Annotated in this window: 14 protein-coding genes; all 14 read right to left on the reverse strand. The window is 39.3% G+C overall.

Features of this window, described 5'->3' with window-relative positions; all coding sequences use genetic code 11:
* The 14 genes from JKG64_RS21060 to JKG64_RS21125 all read right to left on the reverse strand — a co-directional run bounded on the left by JKG64_RS21060 (position 1) and on the right by JKG64_RS21125 (position 19,462).
* Positions 1 to 939: a DUF4434 domain-containing protein gene (locus tag JKG64_RS21060; protein WP_210356244.1), complete on the reverse strand. Its 939-nt coding sequence runs from the start codon at positions 937 to 939 to the stop codon at positions 1 to 3.
* Positions 940 to 1,614: a GDSL-type esterase/lipase family protein gene (locus JKG64_RS21065; RefSeq protein ID WP_246512741.1), complete on the reverse strand. Its 675-nt coding sequence runs from the start codon at positions 1,612 to 1,614 to the stop codon at positions 940 to 942.
* Positions 1,615 to 1,616: 2 nt separating this feature from the next.
* Complete coding sequence (locus tag JKG64_RS21070) at positions 1,617 to 2,267, reverse strand: GDSL-type esterase/lipase family protein (RefSeq protein WP_210356245.1); 651 nt, start codon at positions 2,265 to 2,267, stop codon at positions 1,617 to 1,619.
* Positions 2,268 to 2,321: 54 nt separating this feature from the next.
* Entirely contained in the window at positions 2,322 to 3,716 is a 1,395-nt protein-coding gene (locus tag JKG64_RS21075) for a DUF5009 domain-containing protein (protein ID WP_210356246.1), read from the reverse strand.
* 9 nt (positions 3,717 to 3,725) lie between these two features.
* Positions 3,726 to 4,601: a hypothetical protein gene (locus JKG64_RS21080; RefSeq protein ID WP_210356247.1), complete on the reverse strand. Its 876-nt coding sequence runs from the start codon at positions 4,599 to 4,601 to the stop codon at positions 3,726 to 3,728.
* 8 nt (positions 4,602 to 4,609) lie between these two features.
* Positions 4,610 to 5,809, reverse strand: coding sequence for a copper amine oxidase (locus JKG64_RS21085; RefSeq protein ID WP_210356248.1), 1,200 nt, complete (start codon positions 5,807 to 5,809; stop codon positions 4,610 to 4,612).
* A 4-nt stretch (positions 5,810 to 5,813) separates the two neighbouring features.
* Positions 5,814 to 6,734 carry a DUF5017 domain-containing protein gene (locus tag JKG64_RS21090; RefSeq protein WP_210356249.1) on the reverse strand — a complete coding sequence of 307 codons (921 nt, stop codon included), beginning with the start codon at positions 6,732 to 6,734 and terminating at the stop codon, positions 5,814 to 5,816.
* Between the two features lie 106 nt (positions 6,735 to 6,840).
* Positions 6,841 to 8,418 (reverse strand): RagB/SusD family nutrient uptake outer membrane protein, encoded by a 1,578-nt coding sequence (locus tag JKG64_RS21095; protein ID WP_210356250.1) that lies wholly within the window; start codon positions 8,416 to 8,418, stop codon positions 6,841 to 6,843.
* 19 nt (positions 8,419 to 8,437) lie between these two features.
* Positions 8,438 to 11,575 (reverse strand): SusC/RagA family TonB-linked outer membrane protein, encoded by a 3,138-nt coding sequence (locus JKG64_RS21100; protein ID WP_210356251.1) that lies wholly within the window; start codon positions 11,573 to 11,575, stop codon positions 8,438 to 8,440.
* Positions 11,576 to 11,606: 31 nt separating this feature from the next.
* On the reverse strand, positions 11,607 to 13,475 hold the full coding sequence (locus tag JKG64_RS21105) for an FAD-dependent oxidoreductase (RefSeq protein WP_210356252.1): 1,869 nt from the start codon (positions 13,473 to 13,475) through the stop codon (positions 11,607 to 11,609).
* 5 nt (positions 13,476 to 13,480) lie between these two features.
* On the reverse strand, positions 13,481 to 14,494 hold the full coding sequence (locus JKG64_RS21110) for a phosphodiester glycosidase family protein (RefSeq protein ID WP_210356253.1): 1,014 nt from the start codon (positions 14,492 to 14,494) through the stop codon (positions 13,481 to 13,483).
* A gap of 209 nt (positions 14,495 to 14,703) precedes the next feature.
* Positions 14,704 to 16,017 (reverse strand): alpha amylase family protein, encoded by a 1,314-nt coding sequence (locus JKG64_RS21115; RefSeq protein ID WP_210356254.1) that lies wholly within the window; start codon positions 16,015 to 16,017, stop codon positions 14,704 to 14,706.
* A gap of 70 nt (positions 16,018 to 16,087) precedes the next feature.
* Complete coding sequence (locus tag JKG64_RS21120; RefSeq protein ID WP_210356255.1) at positions 16,088 to 17,734, reverse strand: DUF5018 domain-containing protein; 1,647 nt, start codon at positions 17,732 to 17,734, stop codon at positions 16,088 to 16,090.
* Between the two features lie 21 nt (positions 17,735 to 17,755).
* Positions 17,756 to 19,462 carry a RagB/SusD family nutrient uptake outer membrane protein gene (locus JKG64_RS21125; RefSeq protein WP_210356256.1) on the reverse strand — a complete coding sequence of 569 codons (1,707 nt, stop codon included), beginning with the start codon at positions 19,460 to 19,462 and terminating at the stop codon, positions 17,756 to 17,758.
* Positions 19,463 to 19,481: the final 19 nt, after the last annotated feature.

Here is a 19,481-nt window from a genome sequence, read left to right on the forward strand (position 1 = left end):
TTATTTGCTCAGTGCTTCTATATATTCTTTATATCTATTGTACAAATGTCCCGCTTGCAGGTAGGCTGATTGAGGGCTCATAAAATGAGAAAACTCAAATGTAATTGCTTTATCGTACCCAGCCTTTTTCGCGGCTTCCAGTTTCAATCTTAATTTTTCAAACTTGATCGGTAAAAACTTGATGGGCATGTCCCGATCAAAAGATTCAGCATTAGTCCAGCATTCCATATTATATTTATCCGCCAGTTTTTTATTAACGCTAAAAAAGTCTTCCAATTCATGATAATCAATGTGTCCGTCTTGAAACGCAACTGCATCTACTGAGGTATGAATTTCATCAAAAATTTCGTTCCATTCCCGCTCATGTTCCTGAAGCGATACAACATCAGACTTTGTCAGGGATGAGGTAGCTGCCATCACAGCCTTCTTACCATCTATCCATGGAGAAATAAATGTTGGGAGCCCTCCACTGACTGCTTTACACTGCTCTCCCAGTATACGAAAAGCACTTGCTGCGCCTTTAGTCTGACGGCTTATCTCCATACTTAAGTACCATCCGCCAAAACTTTTATACGTACCGTACTTCGCCCACACTTCGTCAATCACAAAACGATTGGCATCTATCTCATGCTGCATATCTCCTGTATCCCAATACTTACCACTATCGTAAAGTCCGAAGAAAAACTTCATACCATGCTTATCAGCTAATTGAAGAAACATTTCGACCAAGTCGACCGGTGGTTCATAGCACCCCATTCGATCGATCAATAATGGTGAAGGGTAGGTGATAAATCGACGATAACCGCTACGGATCAAAATAACAGTATCAATACCTACGGCTTTCATATAGCCAAAATCACGATCCCATTCCGCTCTACCCCAGTTTTGATGAGGGATATCATGGCTGATTTCATCCAAAAAAGTTCCTGTTATCTTCATCTATAAATATTTATTTGCTTTTAAATAATTCACCCATTTTATATAAGCCTCCGTGTTCACATGAATTCCATCCATGGTAAATTCCTTCTTCAACACATAATCATCAGCTAGTACGGATTTGACATCGATGTAGATCACACCATACCTTCTAGCTAACTCCATAATGCCGCTGTTTAAGTCCTTTATCTTTTGTTCCTTTCCAAAAAGATAATCGTATTTAAGCACCGCTTCATTCAATGGCAGCGTACTTTGTACAAAGATTTTAGTCGCAGGACTTTCTCTTTGGATAGTTTGAATAATTTTTTCGTAGTTTTTTAAGCTCCATGCTGTAGACAAACCACGGCCCACATCATTGATACCCATCATTAAAAAGATCTTCTTAGGTTTTGAACTGATAGCTCCTTTTATACGGGCTTTCATGCCAAAAGTATTATCACCACCGATTCCCCTGTTACCAATTTTATATTTTCGACCAACCAATTCCTGCCAAGGCCCTCTTTCTGTTATACTGTTTCCAAAAAAAACAACATCATATTTAACAGCGTTTAGTTCATTATACAATTTTTCGCGACTTTCATAGTACCAGTTATTGTAGGTACTATCTTGAGATTTATCTTGAGCAAAAGCTGAGAACAAACCAAAAAAACCTAACAAACCCATAACCATCTTTTTCATAATTATAGTGCTTTTACTTTCCTTAAATAATTAACAACTTCAACATAAGCAGCCACTTCCAAATGGATACCATCTGGCGTAATTTCCGCACGGAGATTACCATTCCTATCAGCAACGATTGGGTGCAAATCAACAAACTCGACATGCTTATGAGCTGACGCAATACGCTTCAAACCATCATTCAATATCGCGATATCAGCATTATTGACAGCCTTAAACGATTCGATTAGTTTTTCAGGAAGAATCGGCAAAATACTATTGAGATAAATCTTGGTCTTAGGAGATTCCTTTTGGACACGGCGAACTATACGCTCATAATTCTGAATGATATTGCTCGTGGGAACACCTCTTTTCAAATCATTCACACCAATCATTAAAAACAGTTTTTGCGGTTCATGTCTTAATACCTCATCCAATCTCGCTAAAACCCCATATGAAATATCTCCACTAATTCCTCGATTTAGAATTGGCAAATCAGGCGCAATATCATTCCAACGCCCGGCGTCAGTTAAACTGTTTCCTAAAAAAACAACAGCACCTTTCAATATTGGCATTTTGCGGTATTGATCTAATCTTTCAGTGTATCCACTAAATACATAATTGCTATCGATACTCGTCTTTATCTGCCCATTTACAGCTATAGAAGCCAACATAGAAGCAATTATTAACACATGCTTTATCTTCATATTACTCAAATAATAAACTATTTATGATCTCCAAAACCATTTTTTGTTCGTCGCAAAATTGGTCACGATCACCATTAAAAAAATATAAACAAAGGTCCTCACCAATGCTAAATAAGGATTTACAGCAGCCAATGTATCAAAGAATGGCAATAGGTGCAGTAGTCCAAGAATAGGCGTTATGAAAAAAGCGGAAACACAATAAGCAATCATTGGATTCTGTCCATTTTTTACGACAGAAGTTATCAAGATGTTATCTGGAAAACACTTCGTTAGATAATCACATACGATGTAAAAAAGAAATGCCAGACCACTTGTTAAGAACCAATAACTAAAAGATGAGGGGTCTTTCTTAATACCACCATCCAAAGGTTCAAAGAATAAGGCAACTGTAGCAAATACAAAACCCCAACTTACTAATGTCTTATAAAAGGCAAATTGACCTTCGTTGTACTTCCTAAAAAAAAGAAGAAACAACAGCCCAAATAGAGCGTGTCCCAAAAGATTCAACCCCAACAGCCTCATGTACAAAGTCACAACGTGAAATACCACAAAGGCAAAACACAGCAAGGTGAGTACCCCAGCTTTGGGCCGTTCTTGATCTGAAAACACGCGATTAGTAATATCCTTGTTTGTGATTAGTAAATCCCCTAGAATAGAACCTGGCAGCACAATGCATAAATACTTTAAAAAAGAAAAATTATAAAACCACTTTAGATCAGGATGAAAATTCCATACGTACGAAGTCCAACTATCGGCAATATCTTTCGTGAACCAAATCCCCATAAATGCGATTAGAACAGCGATACGTAACAGAAAGCTCTTAGCCGTCAACAACCAAAACAAGGAACCAAATACGGCCATATTTGCCAATACAAGAATGATAATATTGCTTTTAGACTTATCAAATGTATTTCCCAGAATTGTACTGTGGTAATAGATTAAAGAAGCAAAAATTAAAAAGCCTAAAATCTGTATGCCATTCTTTTTAAGTTTGGTTCCTTCAAAGCGTAAAAAAACTAGAAAGAAAGCACCGAAGGCCACCAAAGCACTTAAATAGTTCACCCATTTCTCCCCTTTTAAGTTATCAGGAGTTAGATAGGCCAACATTATAGCAAAGAAAACTAACAATAATCCACGTCGAAGCAAACCTACTCCGATTACAGCATACTGTTTTGCTTCCAATTTTCCCCGGAGTGCCAGCGGAAAAGCTGCCCCCATAGCAAACAAGAAAAAAGGAAATACTAAATCCACCCACGTAATTCCTGGATTATTGGGATTAAATTTAAAATCCGGAGGTCCGACCTGTGCATGATACATCCAAGCGGGGAAGTCATTGGTCCAGGGAATAACCGCTGCCAACACCATACCGATTATGGCGAGCCCACGCAATAAATCTATACTATAATTCCTTTTCATCGTATTATATTAAAAGCCAGAGCCACTGATATGTACAACCTCGGCCCCTTTTGATTTTTCATCTACAGAAGCGTCAACCTTGAAGAACTGTTGTTGTGGACAGTTCATTTCTGTATACCTACCATCGTGAAAAGGAGTTTTTACAACTTTACCTTTTTCATAACGCAAAAGATCGGTATGGAGCCATTTTCCCATACTTACTTTGGTTGTAGTAGGCTGGACAGGTTTACCTTCATTTCCCATTTGATCGATCGCATTTACCCTTTTAAACTCACCAAGGCCGTCTAACGTATAACCGGCACATTCAAAAGTCGTCTCATACTTCTTTCCTGCACCTTCAATGACAAATTTCACCAGTCCTTTCCCAACTGTTTCTATTGACATAAAAACCTCTTCTCCTGGATACCAATAATAATCTTTTGTAGCTGGACCGTTTAAGAATACCGCTTGTTGACCTGATTTGTGAGAGGCTCTCCGTAAAAATGGACGAAATGCAACCCGTGCGTCAGATATATTGCCTTTTTCATCCTTTATGACCTCCCAACTCAAACCAATATCCGTCTCCTGCCCATCCACATGTCCACCCAGATAAATGGATGGATTATCAAGAAACTGTTGCTCTTTCTTTGGATTTTTTCGGGTCTGGTCAAAAGTAATCTGTGGCAATACTGCCGTCCCACTAATCCCAACCCAATGATCTACACTAGAAACCAACTTGCGGTAATAGGCTCCCTGAAAACAAGGTTTGCTTGCCGCAGGCTTAACCTCATTTGGGAAATACTTAGACGATTCTTGGGGCAACTCCGGCTTTACAACTTCCATCTTCTTTGCAGGTGCACAGGAGATGCAAAATCCAATCGTTACGGCAAATAAGAGACTCTTCATATTCCGAACTATAGATCTATTGGGACTAAAATCAATGGCGTTGGCAAACAGGAAGCCCCTGGAGGTGAGTAGGTAAAATTAATCTCCTGAACCTCTTTTGATGGATCTGGCTTATATATTTCCACTAAGATGAGCTCGGGTGCCGCTTTTGTAATTAACGCATCGCTAGGTAGCTGTCTAATAACTTTTTTCCCATTATTATCAAACAGTTCCATTGCCAATCCCATTCCTCCACACCATTTATTATCTGCAGAACGCGAATTCCAAGTGACCAATGCTAATGCTTTGCCGTCTGTACTTTTCCACTTTATCTTCGTGTTGTACAAAACACCATAATTCCCCGCATTCCGCGCATATGCTTTAGCTTCGCCTATTGTTCCTTCTATCCAAGGGTCATCTTTTCCATCCGCTATAATAAGCTGAGTAATACCCGATTTCGTGTCTAAAGTATCCTTACTCGAGACAGCATAGTTAGACGTACCGAAAAGTCCCCGGCCAGCATTGCCATGACTATGAGGGATTACATTCTTTATTCGTTCAAAAGCTTTAGGACCACTTACCTCTGGTGATGTCTGCAGTACAGAAATCTGTGCCGGTTGATCTACGACAAACTCATAAAATCCATGTACCAGCTCATCATACGCTACAATATTTTTCTCTAATTGTTCATCTATAGCGATCACCTCACCAGGTTTAACCTGCCGCACGTTCTTAGTGACATTAGAGGCGAAATAGTCTTCTAAGCCCTGTTTACCCACCTGGAAGTAATTCGTGCTTGGTCTCTGAGAGGAATATTTCAGCATACGCAAAGACATTACTTCTGTCCCCGTATTCTTGATAACAGCCGTAATTTTTCTTTTAATTTTTTGAGGTTCTTTTACTCCATTAACATTATACACATATAAACGTACTGCTCCAGGCACGACATTTTCCTGTAATGCAATAGCTTCTGGCACTCGGATATATTCAGGATCATCAGATATAATAAACTGAGGACCTGGCATTACCGTTTTGTTAAACTCAATCTTAGGAAAATCAGTTCTCAGAAAACCATCTAGCTTTAAAATACTGCCAACTTTTCCTTCACGAACAACTTTCTGTTCGTTTTCTGTTGCATAAAAATTTTGCTGTGAGGATTGTGCGATCGCACTGATATTAACACTTAACATTCCTCCAAAAAGGATGAAACCAAATATATTCTTCTTCATAAAATTATTTTACGGTTACTTTGACTGTTTTGACTGTTTCTTGGATATCGTTGTAATTCCCATTTACAAACACAAAGGATACTTCATATTCTCCCGGAGCTGTAAACTTGTAGACGTACTCTTCCATATCACTATCGGGATATTTCTTGATAGCTGTTCCTTGATCTGGACTCACCTTATTGGGATCAAAACGCTTTGAAATCGACCATTTTTCTACGTCTAGCAAATTACTTTCTGGGTTGTAATAAATCATATCTGCATTCGAATATACCCAAACACCCTTATCTGAAGGCAATATGGTGACAGAATTCCATGCTGCTCCAGCACGATTGGTTACCGGGATGGTTTCCGTATCTGAAAATCTATTTTGAACATTAAATTGGTATACACGCCAGGTTCGTTGCTGCGCACTACCGGTTGTGGAAGCTAATCCGACATATTTAAACGCAAAGAATACGGGTTTACCAGGTTCTATTAGATCTTTAATACTTACATATTCCGATACTGTACGCACACCCACAGCTCCGTTTGCAGCAGTACACCAAGTCAAGCGATCACTTATATCTGTCCATTTAGCGGTTTCAACATCCTGTTTTGTATATTTCCCATTAAAATTGGTCGAAACCAATAGCTTTAAATTATTCGGCTGAATACCATACAACACCTGTGTTTCGATATTTAGTCGTAAATCTCCACCTTCTAATTCTACACGGTTACGGTGCTTGTATTCCTTCCCTTTTTCACCAGAATAAAACGTAATCATATCAGCCGATCCATTCAAACTAAATCGAACCTCCTCATTAACTTTATATATCTCCCTGGCTGTAGTAACATTTACAGAAGGTACTGCCACTTCATCTCTGACACAGGAAACCATCATACTTGAAAAGATGGCAACAGCATATAATATTTTTGTTATTTTCATATGTATATAATTTGTCTTTTAATAGCCATATGGAATATCCAAACTATATTCATTCTTGTTTGTAAAGCCTGAGCTACATGGATATTTCATTGTGATAGCTTTAAAATTACCAACCTGCATTTTGTTTCATTAACTTATTAACCACCATTTCATCCCTTGGGATAGCATATAAAGTATCTCTTTCTGTAATATTCTCCGCTGTTCGAAAACCATATTGATAACTTGCATTTGCAGACGACTTATACGCGATCAAACCTTTCATCGTTGGCACAAATATTCCCCAACGAATCAGATCAAGACGTCGCTGTCCTTCAAAACCTAATTCCATGGATCGTTCCGATTGGAGGGCGATCTGAAAATCAATCTCATCTAATCCAGCTGGTAGATCTGCTTCATTGACATTGACAGCGCCAGCTCTCAATTTACCATAAGCTCTTCTTCTTACCTGATTTACGTACTCATCAGACTCCGAACTCCGATTCCCAGGAAGCATATTATCGGCTTCTGCATACATCAACAAGACATCAGCATACCGCAATAAAGGGAAATTGATAACTGTAGTATTTGTACTTTTGACACCTGTTTTCTCGTACTCACGACGCCATTTCGCGGCACAACGATTATAATATATAGTGGCAGAACTTCCTGTATATAGGATTCTATTGGTGCTAGGAGCAGCTTCATAGTAATAATCGTTGATATTCCAGTCACGTCGTTCGTCACCTGTTTTGAATAAGTCGTAATAAGACTTCATGATTTTTTGCGCTCCATAACTGTATCCAATGACTGTATTTGACGTACCAATACCATTGATAGATCCTACCGAACCTTCCTCATACTGTGCCCCCGAGATATACGCGAACTCGACCTCCCATATTGATTCTCTAGTATCATAGGCTTTTTGGGCGTGATTTTTAAATACCTGAGTATAATCTGTATTTAAGCGATGGTAACCTAGATCAATAACTTTTCCTGCCCATTTTTTTGCATGCGTATATCTTGACTTATCTCTTAATGGTGCTCCGGCCATCTTTAAGTTGACACGTGCCAAGACTCCCCACACAGCTGACTTTGACACCCTCCCAGCATGCGGGTAAGAAGTCACATCCGCGACCTTATCCGCTGCAAGCTCCATATCACTGACGATTTGCGTGTAGATTTCTGTCAGTGTACCAGGTTTCATATCGACTTCACTAGGAGACTTCGTGGCCTGAAGACGTAAAGGCACTCTTCCCCAGTTCGAGGTTAATACAAAGTAATAATAAGCACGTAAAAACAGCGCCTCACCTCTATACACTTCGCGAGTTGCATTAGGCATATCTGCTTTATCAATGTTTTCCAAAAGCATATTAGCACGATTAATCCCCTCATACAATGCAGTCCATGTATTTAACAACTTGGTATCACCGATATCATAATTGTAAAGCGCAATATCTTGCGTATTACTAGACAAAGCGAAAAATCCTTCATCACTCATATCCATTTCGAAAAACAAATAGCGACCATACATTGCAGACTTACCCAATACATCATATACCCCGCTCAGTGCAGATAGAACTTCCTTTTCATTTCTATAATAATTGGCCGGAGCTACAAAATCCGTCGGATTTTCATTCAAAAATTTATCGCAGGCCCCTAAAAGGGTAGAGATTCCTAAAAGACTATATAAAATTATCTTCTTCATTACTTACTTCAATTAAAATTTAAAAAGTAACATTTAAACCAAATGTGTAGGTCTTAGCCCTTGGGTAAGCCGAATAATCAAATCCAGACGTCAATGCCGAATTGCGCACAGATACTTCTGGATCGTATCCCGAATAGTTTGTCCAAGTATGTAAGTTCTGAGCCGAAAAATAAATACGGGCTTGCGCAATCTTGATCTTGTTGAGATATTCGGACGGTATATTATAGCCAAAGGCAACTGTCTTTAATCTCAAAAAAGAAGCATCTTCTACCACACGACTCGAATAGGTTTTGTAGATCACACCTTTTGCTGCGGGCAAAGTTCCTTCTGGATTGGAAGGAGACCAACGATCTTTATAGCTCTCAAACTGGTTCGTGTTGTATTTATAGCCAGACTCCATAATAATACGATTAGCATTCATCACATCATTACCATAAGACCACTGCAAGAATACATTCAGATCAAACCCCTTGTAAGCAAAGTTATTTGACCAGCCACCAAAATGCTTTGGTAAAGGATTACCTATTACGACTTTATCATCGTCATTGATGATCCTGTCTCCATTCAGATCCTTGTATTTAATATGTCCTGGTTGTACAGTAGTTGTACCATTGGTCGTAATAGTTGGTTTTAAAGTATAGTTTGCTCCATCAAAATCAAAATCATCATATCCATATACTCCATCCCAAAGCAAACCATAGAACTGAGAAACAGGCTGCCCTATCTTAGCAATATATCCAGGAACGGTTCTCCAATCATCCCCCCAGCCCATTGCAGTAAGTCGTGCTGTCTGATTATCCACCAATGCCAAAACCTTATTTCTGTTGAAGGAAATATTAAAATCAGAAGACCAAGTAAAAGCTTTCTTTATAGGCACAAAACCCAATGTAATCTCCAATCCATCATTCTGAATCTTTCCAATATTCTTGATTGAAGTACTAAATCCTGTTGATGGGGACATTCCCGCATTCATTAACAAATCGATACTCTTTTTGCGATATACATCCAATACTAAAGAAATACGCTCATTAAAAAATCCTAAATCCAGACCAAGATCCGTTTGTTCCGAGGTCTCCCATCTTAAATCAGCATTACCCAATGATGTTGGTATTACACCTCTAATAATATTCCCTCCAAAGCTGTAACCACTCGTATTTTGGCTTTGCAAAGCTGCATGAGCAGCAAAATTCCCTACGGCATTATTCCCAGTTCTACCCCAAGAAGCCCTTAACTTAGCGTTAGACATCCAGTTCAGATCTTTCATAAACTTTTCATTATTGATACGCCAAGCACCTGCCAATGAAGGGAAAAAACCATATACATTATCACCTAACAATCGTGAAGAACCATCCATGCGACTTGTGATAGTCAGCATATAGCGCGAGTCATAAGAATACATTGCACGTCCCATAAAACTAGCCATTGTTGCTGCTGAGGTTGTAGAAGTAATACTTGAAGGCTCGCCTTCATCCAAGCCTGACAGGCCAAGGTTTTCATTTTGTAGACGGATAGCCGAAGCACCAAAAGTCAAACTCGAAGCTCGTTCTGCTGTAAATGCAGCCATCGCATTGATATAATGTTTCTTTGCCAAGGTCTTGGTGAATGTCAATTGATTGGAAACATACCAGCGATCAGACTCTATAAAACTGCGTGAACCATTTAACTGCGAATTCGTAAATTCATGTCCTGTCCGAGAATTAGCTCCATTATAAGTATCATACCTCCTATTACCCTTATAGTACGTTCCTGATAGTTTGTATTTAAGAGACTTCAAAATCTCATATTCTCCATATCCATTCACTGTGAACGTAGTACCATAGTTTTCCCGCAGTTCATTCTGCGTGGTCATAATCGGGTTAAAACGATGCTCTTGGGATTGCTCAATTTCAGGATCTAGCCCTTCTTCCAAAAGGTTTGTATTCGTAACCGACACTGGCCTGAATGCCCAAACGCTAAATAGCAAGTTGAGTTCGTGGTTATAGTTTGACGTAGATGTAGGGGTTCCGTAATTCTTGTAGTTTGAGTAATTAGCATCTAAACCAACTTTCAACTTCTTGTTCACCTGTTGATCCAATGTCAGACGGCCTTGAGTACGACCAAAACCGGAATTCAGAATAATCCCCTCCTGATTAATCCGTGATAAAGATGCACTATACTTCGTTTGCGGAGTACCTCCACTCAAAGAGAGATGATGATTAGACATAGGTGCAACCCGCATGACCTGATTCTCCCAATTGATACCATCCAACAACTTATAATCCTCTATATCCACTTCGCCCCCCTGCAGGTAAAGTCCCTTTGTTCTGACAGGATCAATATCCCATTGCAACTTCACAAAATCATAAGGCTTTAACACCTTTTGTCTACGAGAGCTATTCTGAAAACCATAATATGTATTGTAACCGACCTTTGGAGCGGATAGTTTACCACGCTTGGTCGTTACGATCACAACACCATTACCACCTCTTGCACCGTAAATTGCCGTTGCAGACGCGTCTTTCAAAATATCTATAGACTCGATATCTGCTGGATCTAACGCATTTATAGGGTTTGCAGCAGCATTTCCATCGTTGGGGTTTTCGACAGGCATACCATCAATAACATAGAGAGGCCCCGTGTTTTGGGTAATAGAACCAATACCGCGAATCACAATATCAATATTAGAACCTGGCTGTCCTTCTGAGGAAGTTACCTGAACCCCTGCCACGCGTCCAGCTAATGCTTCATCAAATGATTTCACTGGAGCTTTTTGTAAATCCTTCATTTTCACAGACCCAATGGATCCTGTTAAATCCGAACGCTTTTGCTCTCCATATCCAATTACAACAACGTCCTCCAACAAAGAACTACTTTCGACCAGTCTTATCTGAACAACTGTCTGTCCATCCAAATCATAGTTTTGAGGCTCGTACCCAAGCGAGTTAAACAACAACTTACCCTTAAGACGATCCGTATTAATAACAAACTCTCCCCGTTTATTAGTTTGAACCGTAATATTACTTCCTTCTAATTTCACTGTTACAGCTTCGACTGGAGTACCAATATTATTGACTACCTTCCCGCTGATTTGACGCACCTGAGCATGTGCTAAAGATAGCGTTGCACCTATCCAGAAGATGGCTACACCTACTGCAGACCAATATTTATATTTTATCATTTTAGATTATTTTTGGTTAGTCTTAAAAAGCTTAGTTATTTGCCAGAATCAGATTACCTTTGAAATCAACCTTTTTTTCAAAAACTTTCAAATGATGGTCTAATAGGACCGCAACTTTTCTCCTATCCAATCTCGTTTCTTCATTCACCAAACCAGAAATACCAGTTTGACCGAAAATATCTTGAACTTCATTAAGCGTAATCTGCTTTCCAATCGCAGAGAATATTTCCTGTAGATCCCTGACATTCAAAGGCTCGCCAGAAGCAGTCCAATTGTTCAACAATTCAGGATAGTAGGTTCTTAATCCTAGCATCAGTTCATAGCCACTGATTTCACGTTCTGGATAAAACCAAGTTTGGTTCGCCCATTTGTATGGAATTCCAATACCTCGTAGTATACCCGTCGCCCCTATTTTATGTAGGATTTTAAACTGTGGATCTGTCGAAGGAACATCTATATAAGGCATGATATAGGCCTTATGATCAAGCAAAGTGGATTGAACATCCCGAATAGCAACCTTGGATGGATTTATTCCTTTTTGAACAGCTAGTGCGGCCACGACTCCTGAAGCTTGACCAATGCCCAAAACTACAGGCTGAAGGCGGGTAGCACCATTTACGATATTACTTACGCCAATACTTTTTTCTGCTACAATCAAACCTTCATAGTCTTTTGGTATCAAGGCCCCCATCGGCACGTTGTATGAGGGTACACGGATTTTGACAAAATCAATCTCGGGAGCATTGCCATATTTATAATGGTGATGATCGATTGTATAATCTCCCACGACCACTCCGGTACGATAATACGATTCTGGAGTTTCAAAAGGAGTCATGATATGTTGCAAGGAAAATAGCGACTTCGCTTGAAGCCTACGGGACTCTCTATGATAAGGAATCATAGGAAAACCGTCTTTGGTCGGATATTCGCTAAAATCTATCCCCAAGTGTTTAAAACCTAATTCAGCCTGGATATAATACACAAAGCGCAATGTCATCTGCTTGGCTTCTTCCAATAGCTTGACGCGTTCGGCAGGAGTTTTCTCAACAATATTCAGATAAATATCGTTTCCTTTTTTAGGCCAGTTGATCATAAACTTATTATTAGGAAGCCTCCCATACGTCAACATCTTAAAACAGTCGTTATTATCTTTAAGGAGCGTAGCCGGATCCGAAACATCACAACAACCTGCAAACTCTTCCTTCGAATAATTTTTCGGTTTTTTGATAGTCTTATCGACCCCCTTTCCAAAATCTTTTAGAGTGATGACGTAAGTCAGATCCTGAACGATATCGTTTCCTTCTACTAACGCAAAAGGCTCATTATTCAATGACTTACTATCCATTCCCAGGTAGTAAGGTACATTCAGAGAAGCCATTACATCGCCTAGCTCTGTAGCATCAATCAACACTTTACCTTCAACGCTTACTTCTTTACCCTTTTTATCTTTGGCTGTTACGATCCATCCTGTGGAAGTCTTGTCGGCTTTAGACCAAGTTGTCTCAAAGAGAACCTGTATATTCTTTTCTCTTTTTACCATTTCTTGTAGAATATTATTACCCACAGACGGCTCAAATAAAGTATTACTCACCCAACCCGTCTCGACGGCTTTTGGCCCACCATAATAATCATACAGCTTTTGGCGAAACTCGGCCCACAGTCCTGATGGCAGACGATGGTTTCCATCAATTGCGGAGACCCCAGCAGCAGTCAACATACCTCCCAACCATACCGTCTCTTCCAGAACAACTACATTTACACCAAGCCTAGATGCTTGAATCGCAGCCATTGTACCACTAGCGCCACCACCAATAATAACAACATCCGTCTTCAACTGTGCATAGCCAAGCTGAATCGTCGTGGCAATGATTAAAATAAATTGTAAAAAAATCTTCTGCATATCATCTATCGTTTTTTAACTAATACTGCGCTCACTACTTTACGCTCACCTGCAACATCTGAAGGCTTTATCGTAGTAACCCCATCGACAACCATCGATGAAGATCCTCCTCCATCTAAATTCACTGCTCCGACACACCCTACCTGAAGCATTACTTGCGCCACTTCTTTTAACGTTAAACCAGGTGCCCCATCCTTGTTACCACCTTCTGCAGCAAATAATACCACATTACCGTTTTTCAAATAACCGATTGCCGATCTAGCACGGGAAGATGTATTATCTACAGCGATAAGCTCTTGTACATCAGTTACATTTACACTAGAATCTTTAACCAACATAGGTGACCCACCAATCGCACTGTTCTGTTCCCACAAACTACCTCCTACAGGAAAACTTGCAGTCGGAACAGCCTGAGGCGCTTTTCCCTCTTCATTAGGACTAGGTTGTGGATAAGCATAAACTCCATTGCTTAAAGTGTATATCCATGAAACGGATGGCTTATTCTCTTTATTTAATCCGAATGCTGCACGTGTCGGGTAATATGGAGTACTTACCCCACCTAAAGTTCTATTCAAACTCTTAATATTATCTGCACTCTTAAGTCCATTAAATAAAACCAAACTATAACTAGCTCCCGTCCCAAAAAAGCCTCCATTTATGCAGGCATACACCTCGCCGGCCTCTTCGCTAAAAAATGTTGAAGGTGTTTTTGCTGTAGTTGACATAATAGGTTTAAACTCCAGATTCAGCTTGGGATTGAAAGCCAATATATACATGTTGGTTGCCTTACCATTCACGGCTTGATTACTTTTGTAAACCGCTATTCCTTTCGGAAATGTCGACATCAACCCCTGCTGCTTTTGCCAAACCGTTGTATCCAAATCAATTACAGGCTTGGGAGTTTTATATTTATCAAGCTGATAAATTGAATATAAGCCTACTTCTTCCTTTTTATTACATGCAGACTGCAATAATATAACTGCAATAAGAATGCTATTCAACAAAAATTTATGTATCATAAAGTCAATAATTAGGTATCTAAAACGCTAAATAAGAAAAAAAATATTGAAACATCAATTTATTTTTAATTTATTTTAAAAACAAAGTCTTTATTACACTATTTATTAATAATACAAATCAAGAGCAGAGTCGTATTTCAGGCAACGTAGCAACCAATTCATAAAAAAGGCGGGATAAAACCCGCCTATAAACTCAAACAAACAACACATTATTTTTTAAGACCTTCAGCGAGCTGTTCCCACCAACCATAATTGATGATATGCACAATATCAAACACCATCGCACCTTGCGATTTTGAACGGCACATCTTAAGAGCCTTTATAAATTGCTCTGGATGTTCCTTATATTGCTCCACGTAAAGCCCTGCATACACAGGTACTTTTCCCATAGTCACCTTATTCACCAGTTCTGCAGATCCTTCTACCGTATACCAATCATCTTTCTTCACCACCAATCCAGATTCTAACGTTTTCTCTGTAGTATCTGCTTTCTGTAACAATTCAGACTTCTCTACTTCAAAATAATAGTTCCCGGTAGTAAACAAATCAAGATATTCTGCGTACCCGGTATTTTTATAAGCTTTGTTTGCCCAAGGAAAATCTAGACTAGGATCGTAATCCTTACTTGCAAAATTAACCCCGACATCGTAATAAAGCGGATACCAAGATCCTGTATAGTCTCCAAAAACGATGTTCGGATTAATCCCCTTGATTTCATTACGGGCTTCTAAAATAAAATCATGAATAATTGTGGCCCTCCATTGCAACCAGTCATTAAACAATGGGCCATCAATCCGTTCTTTACCCTTGAAACTAAAGATGTCAACAGGAAAGTCTGTAATTTCTTTTCCCAGATGCTTCTCAAACAAAGCTTTGCTCTTTGGTGAAAAATCTGCGTTCAAGTTATCAAATCGAACACGATCCAAGATAATGCCGTCCAATTTAGGATACAATCCGACCAGCTCCTTCAATATAGACAGCTCATAGGCTTGTACTTCTGGTAAAGCCGGGTTAATCATGGCTGAATACTTGTTCTTTTGTTCCGTTATCAACTTAAATCCTTCTGGTAGATACGACATTGTCTGCCAAGCAGCTTTTGCTGTATCACTATACACCACCCCGCGATCAAAATAATTATGCCCTGCCACAAATACATTGGTAGAAGCATGCACCTTTAAGCCTAATTTCTGCCCCTCTTCAATAAACACCGTTAACATATCCCATGACAGATCTTTCTGAACCTTACTCTCTCCCCAAGAAGTCATAACAGGAGCGATCTTACTCGGGTACAAGACCTCTCCGGTAATCGGCTTTACATCGACAACAATATCTGTCACCCCAGCATCCTTTGATTTTTTGAGGTAATAAACGATCGAATCTTTAACACAGAAACGATCGAAATTGGCGGTAGCATCAAACCATAAAATGTTTCGATTGATAAAATAATTTGTAGTCTTCTCTTCTTTCGCAGCAGAAGAGCAGGAAAGAAATAAAACGGAAATAAACAATAAAGTTAATCGCATAATAAGGTATAGGATAATTCTAAAACAGCCTACCTTCTAAAGTAAATTTAGAAGGTAGGAATGAAATTATTTAGTCAGCATAGGTAGTAAACTCATGACACACCAAATATCCAAATGTACTTAGCATATAAACTTGAAGACGCTCACCATTCTCCGAAGCACCAACACAAATATCTCCAGTAGCGTTCAAATTAGCATTTCCCAAGAATAATTCAGATTGATACACGCGTAAGTCATTATAATTAGGAGCCGAAATAGATGTTCCAATCAATGATCTATTAGTGATATCATAGACGAACATCTGTGAATTATCATTTTTTTCGATCAATTTTAACTGGGCGACAATATCAGCATTATTGAATCTGATATAGGCGATAGAATTATTCATCACTGTATTTGGCACTGTTGGAAAACTAGCAATCCGTCCATAGTTCGACCCCGAGAGGTAAACCAATTCTGTATTTGCACTTGCGATATAGTTAGCCCCCTCATTAGCACTCATCGGAACATACTCTGCCAAGAACCCCAACGAAGTTTCACCATCCTTATATTCTTTTAAAACAGGCTGTGTACTTGTGAATGAACCATTCTCCATCCGCCACTCATAAAAGAATCTACTATTGGCCAATGATGCCGTCATTACTCCCTTACCAGTCAAACTTCCTGCCCATGCCACCTTACGTCCAATACTTCCATCACCAGGGGCAGTGGCTGGTTTCACATTTGTCCACTCCAACAGCTTAACTGGATTTTTATCATTTACATTATTATACCTGTATACAATAAAAGCATTATTTACAGGTGTGTAACTGGTAATCGCAAATGACTCAGTTCCATCACCAATTCCCTGAAATGACAAACGCCCTCCAGGCAAAGGACTAGTTATACTGTGCGAAAATACACCAGTAAATCTATTGTACACTTTAAATACAGACGGGCTACTTCTGGTAACAATAACTACATAATCACCACTGACGAACAGAGAAGTTTCATTATTTGCTGAAAAACCTAAATCCGCCGCAGTTTTCACAAATAACCGACGGCTAATTCCCAAACCACTATCCTTCTTCACGGGTTCTTTAACAACAAAAGTATAGTCAGATTTAGCATCACCTGGTGCTGAAACACTGAAAATTTTAGATCCAGTTCCTAAATCAACTGTACTACCGTTTGCAATAGATCCTGTTGAATGCTTATTGATTACATATTCCAACTTTACCTTACTCACATCGATACCGGGGAGAACAAAAAAGGTCACGGTTTTCCCTGTTATAATTCCTTCCACGACATCGGTACCAACAGTTATTGTCGCTTTACTTAACGCCGTACTTCCCCTTTTCAAGGCTTTGATCACATAATTCTGCTCTTCGCCTGTCCCCGACCGTACGGTTAAGGTTCGGGGTTCACTCAGATCAATGAAACCATTAAGCCCGGGAACTATCTGAGCATCTGCAGGCAAAGAAGCTCTTAAAAGCATACGTTTCAGATTCACTTCATTGTCCGAATCTATAGGGTAATAGTAATCTACATTTACAAAGAAAGTATCATTCGCAAAGGTACTATTAAACAAACGATCAGTAGCTTTTCCTTCTATCGTGGCATAAATATCCGCCAAGGTCTTTTTATCATTCCGCTGCCCATAGTCTGGCTTCTGGCAAGCATTAAAAGCCAACAAAACGAGGGCGCCGTAAACTATATTTTTTAATAACATTTTCATAATTTTTAAGTGAACGTATGATTACCAACCAAAGATTTGATTAAGCCCTAAATTCAGCTGCACCTCATTTTCTGGGATTGGCAAGTAATAAAGTTTTCCAGTGAAACTTCTATTGACTGCGTCTGCCGAAACAACCTCGTATGTATACCCCGTACCCAATCCAGTGATTTTATGACCAGTCATTTTCTTACCATTCAATTCGATATGTGCCTTTCTCCACCTACGCAAATCCCAAAAACGGTGTCCTTCAAAAGCTAGTTCTACTTTTCGCTCATGCTCTATAGCTTGCATCGCCTGAGTATTACCCGAAACACTAATAGCGTTAAGCCCTCTTTTATTCCGTAACATATTGATATAGGTCGTTGTTGAAGCATAATCATCCAATTGTGCTTTGGCCTCTGCCAATACTAAGACAATTTCTGCATACCGCATCTCAACCCAACTTTGCGTACTCTTATTCACAACAAAAGTCGTATTGTTCGGATCCAACATTTTCTTTGCGTAATACCCTGTAACTGTCCGCTTTGGATCTCCGCTTTTACCAAACTCTACAAAACCTTCTACAACATCGGCTTCCGTAGTATTGACTACACGTCCCTTCCAAATTGAGTTATTATGTAGAATTGTTGCTTCAAAACGAGGCTCCCTATTATTATAAGGATTAGCGGCATGCACAGGATTAGACCAGGAAAACTTAGTACCATCTGCCATTTCAAATTCATCAACCAGTTCTGCAGTGGGCACCCCGTATACAAGTGTATTTCCTGCGGCATCACGCGGAGGGGCATAACCCAAGTCATAATCGTGTGTTATATTAGGAGCTAGATAATCCACCCTAAAAATAGCTTCTTTAGTATCTTTCTTTCTAAATATCCCTGCAAAATCAGCATCCAGCGCATACAAGCCTTCTTCTGCCAATTCAACAACTTTTGTCGCAGCATTGGCGGCTATACCAAAATATTCTTTTGCCTTTGCTTGTGGGATTCCTGTCAGAGCATCCGTATTAAACTGCTTGTTATCATACTTTGCTATTGAACCAGCATACAATGCTACACGCGACAGCATACCATAAGCTGCACCTTTAGTTGCGCGTCCGCTCAGATTTGTTTTTGGTAGATTATCAGCGGCAAAAGTTAAATCTTCAATCATAAAATCATAAACTTCCTGTTCACTAGAGCGCGGTTTATCTTTCGAATTATAATCGCCTAATGACCTAAAAACAGGAAGGCTGCCATGCAATTTTGCCAACCAGAAATAAGTATAAGCTCGGACATAACGACCTTCTGCCTCATACACTATTTTTTGTTCCTCACTTAGTTTAGATTTTGTTCTTACTCCCTCCAGCATTTCATTAACACGTCTAATCCCAACAAAACCTGGATTCCAAAAGTTCAATCCTACTGTAGCAGGAGAGAAATAATTCGAATTAGAAATCAAAGTATTGACAGTACCATTTCCTAAAGTATTGGAAGTAAATTTCATACCATCTGCCAAAGCATCCATAGCATTATTATAACCCAGATTCGGGAAATTACCGAACTGAAACTTTTGAAATACCCCATACATACCTGAAACGTATAACTCGGCGGTATTGGGATCCGACCAGACACTCTCCTCGACAAGACGATCTTGTAGACTCAGATCCAGATTACACCCTTGAAAAGATATAGCCACCAGTGCTAAAATCGCTACACTCGTTCTTTTTATAGTTGTTTTAATATTTTTCATGAGAATCACTTAATGTTAG

The organism is Sphingobacterium tabacisoli, assembly GCF_017908035.1.
In the GTDB taxonomy this organism is placed as follows: Bacteria; Bacteroidota; Bacteroidia; order Sphingobacteriales; family Sphingobacteriaceae; genus Sphingobacterium; species Sphingobacterium tabacisoli.

Coding starts and splice junctions, on each gene's coding strand:
- JKG64_RS21060 (WP_210356244.1), bottom strand. CDS start 939: ATGAAGATAACAGGAACTTTTTTGGATGAAATCAGCCATGATATCCCT.
- JKG64_RS21065 (WP_246512741.1), bottom strand. CDS start 1,614: ATGAAAAAGATGGTTATGGGTTTGTTAGGTTTTTTTGGTTTGTTCTCA.
- JKG64_RS21070 (WP_210356245.1), bottom strand. CDS start 2,267: ATGTTGGCTTCTATAGCTGTAAATGGGCAGATAAAGACGAGTATCGAT.
- JKG64_RS21075 (WP_210356246.1), bottom strand. CDS start 3,716: ATGAAAAGGAATTATAGTATAGATTTATTGCGTGGGCTCGCCATAATC.
- JKG64_RS21080 (WP_210356247.1), bottom strand. CDS start 4,601: ATGAAGAGTCTCTTATTTGCCGTAACGATTGGATTTTGCATCTCCTGT.
- JKG64_RS21085 (WP_210356248.1), bottom strand. CDS start 5,809: ATGAAGAAGAATATATTTGGTTTCATCCTTTTTGGAGGAATGTTAAGT.
- JKG64_RS21090 (WP_210356249.1), bottom strand. CDS start 6,734: ATGAAAATAACAAAAATATTATATGCTGTTGCCATCTTTTCAAGTATG.
- JKG64_RS21095 (WP_210356250.1), bottom strand. CDS start 8,418: ATGAAGAAGATAATTTTATATAGTCTTTTAGGAATCTCTACCCTTTTA.
- JKG64_RS21100 (WP_210356251.1), bottom strand. CDS start 11,575: ATGATAAAATATAAATATTGGTCTGCAGTAGGTGTAGCCATCTTCTGG.
- JKG64_RS21105 (WP_210356252.1), bottom strand. CDS start 13,475: ATGCAGAAGATTTTTTTACAATTTATTTTAATCATTGCCACGACGATT.
- JKG64_RS21110 (WP_210356253.1), bottom strand. CDS start 14,494: ATGATACATAAATTTTTGTTGAATAGCATTCTTATTGCAGTTATATTA.
- JKG64_RS21115 (WP_210356254.1), bottom strand. CDS start 16,017: ATGCGATTAACTTTATTGTTTATTTCCGTTTTATTTCTTTCCTGCTCT.
- JKG64_RS21120 (WP_210356255.1), bottom strand. CDS start 17,734: ATGAAAATGTTATTAAAAAATATAGTTTACGGCGCCCTCGTTTTGTTG.
- JKG64_RS21125 (WP_210356256.1), bottom strand. CDS start 19,462: ATGAAAAATATTAAAACAACTATAAAAAGAACGAGTGTAGCGATTTTA.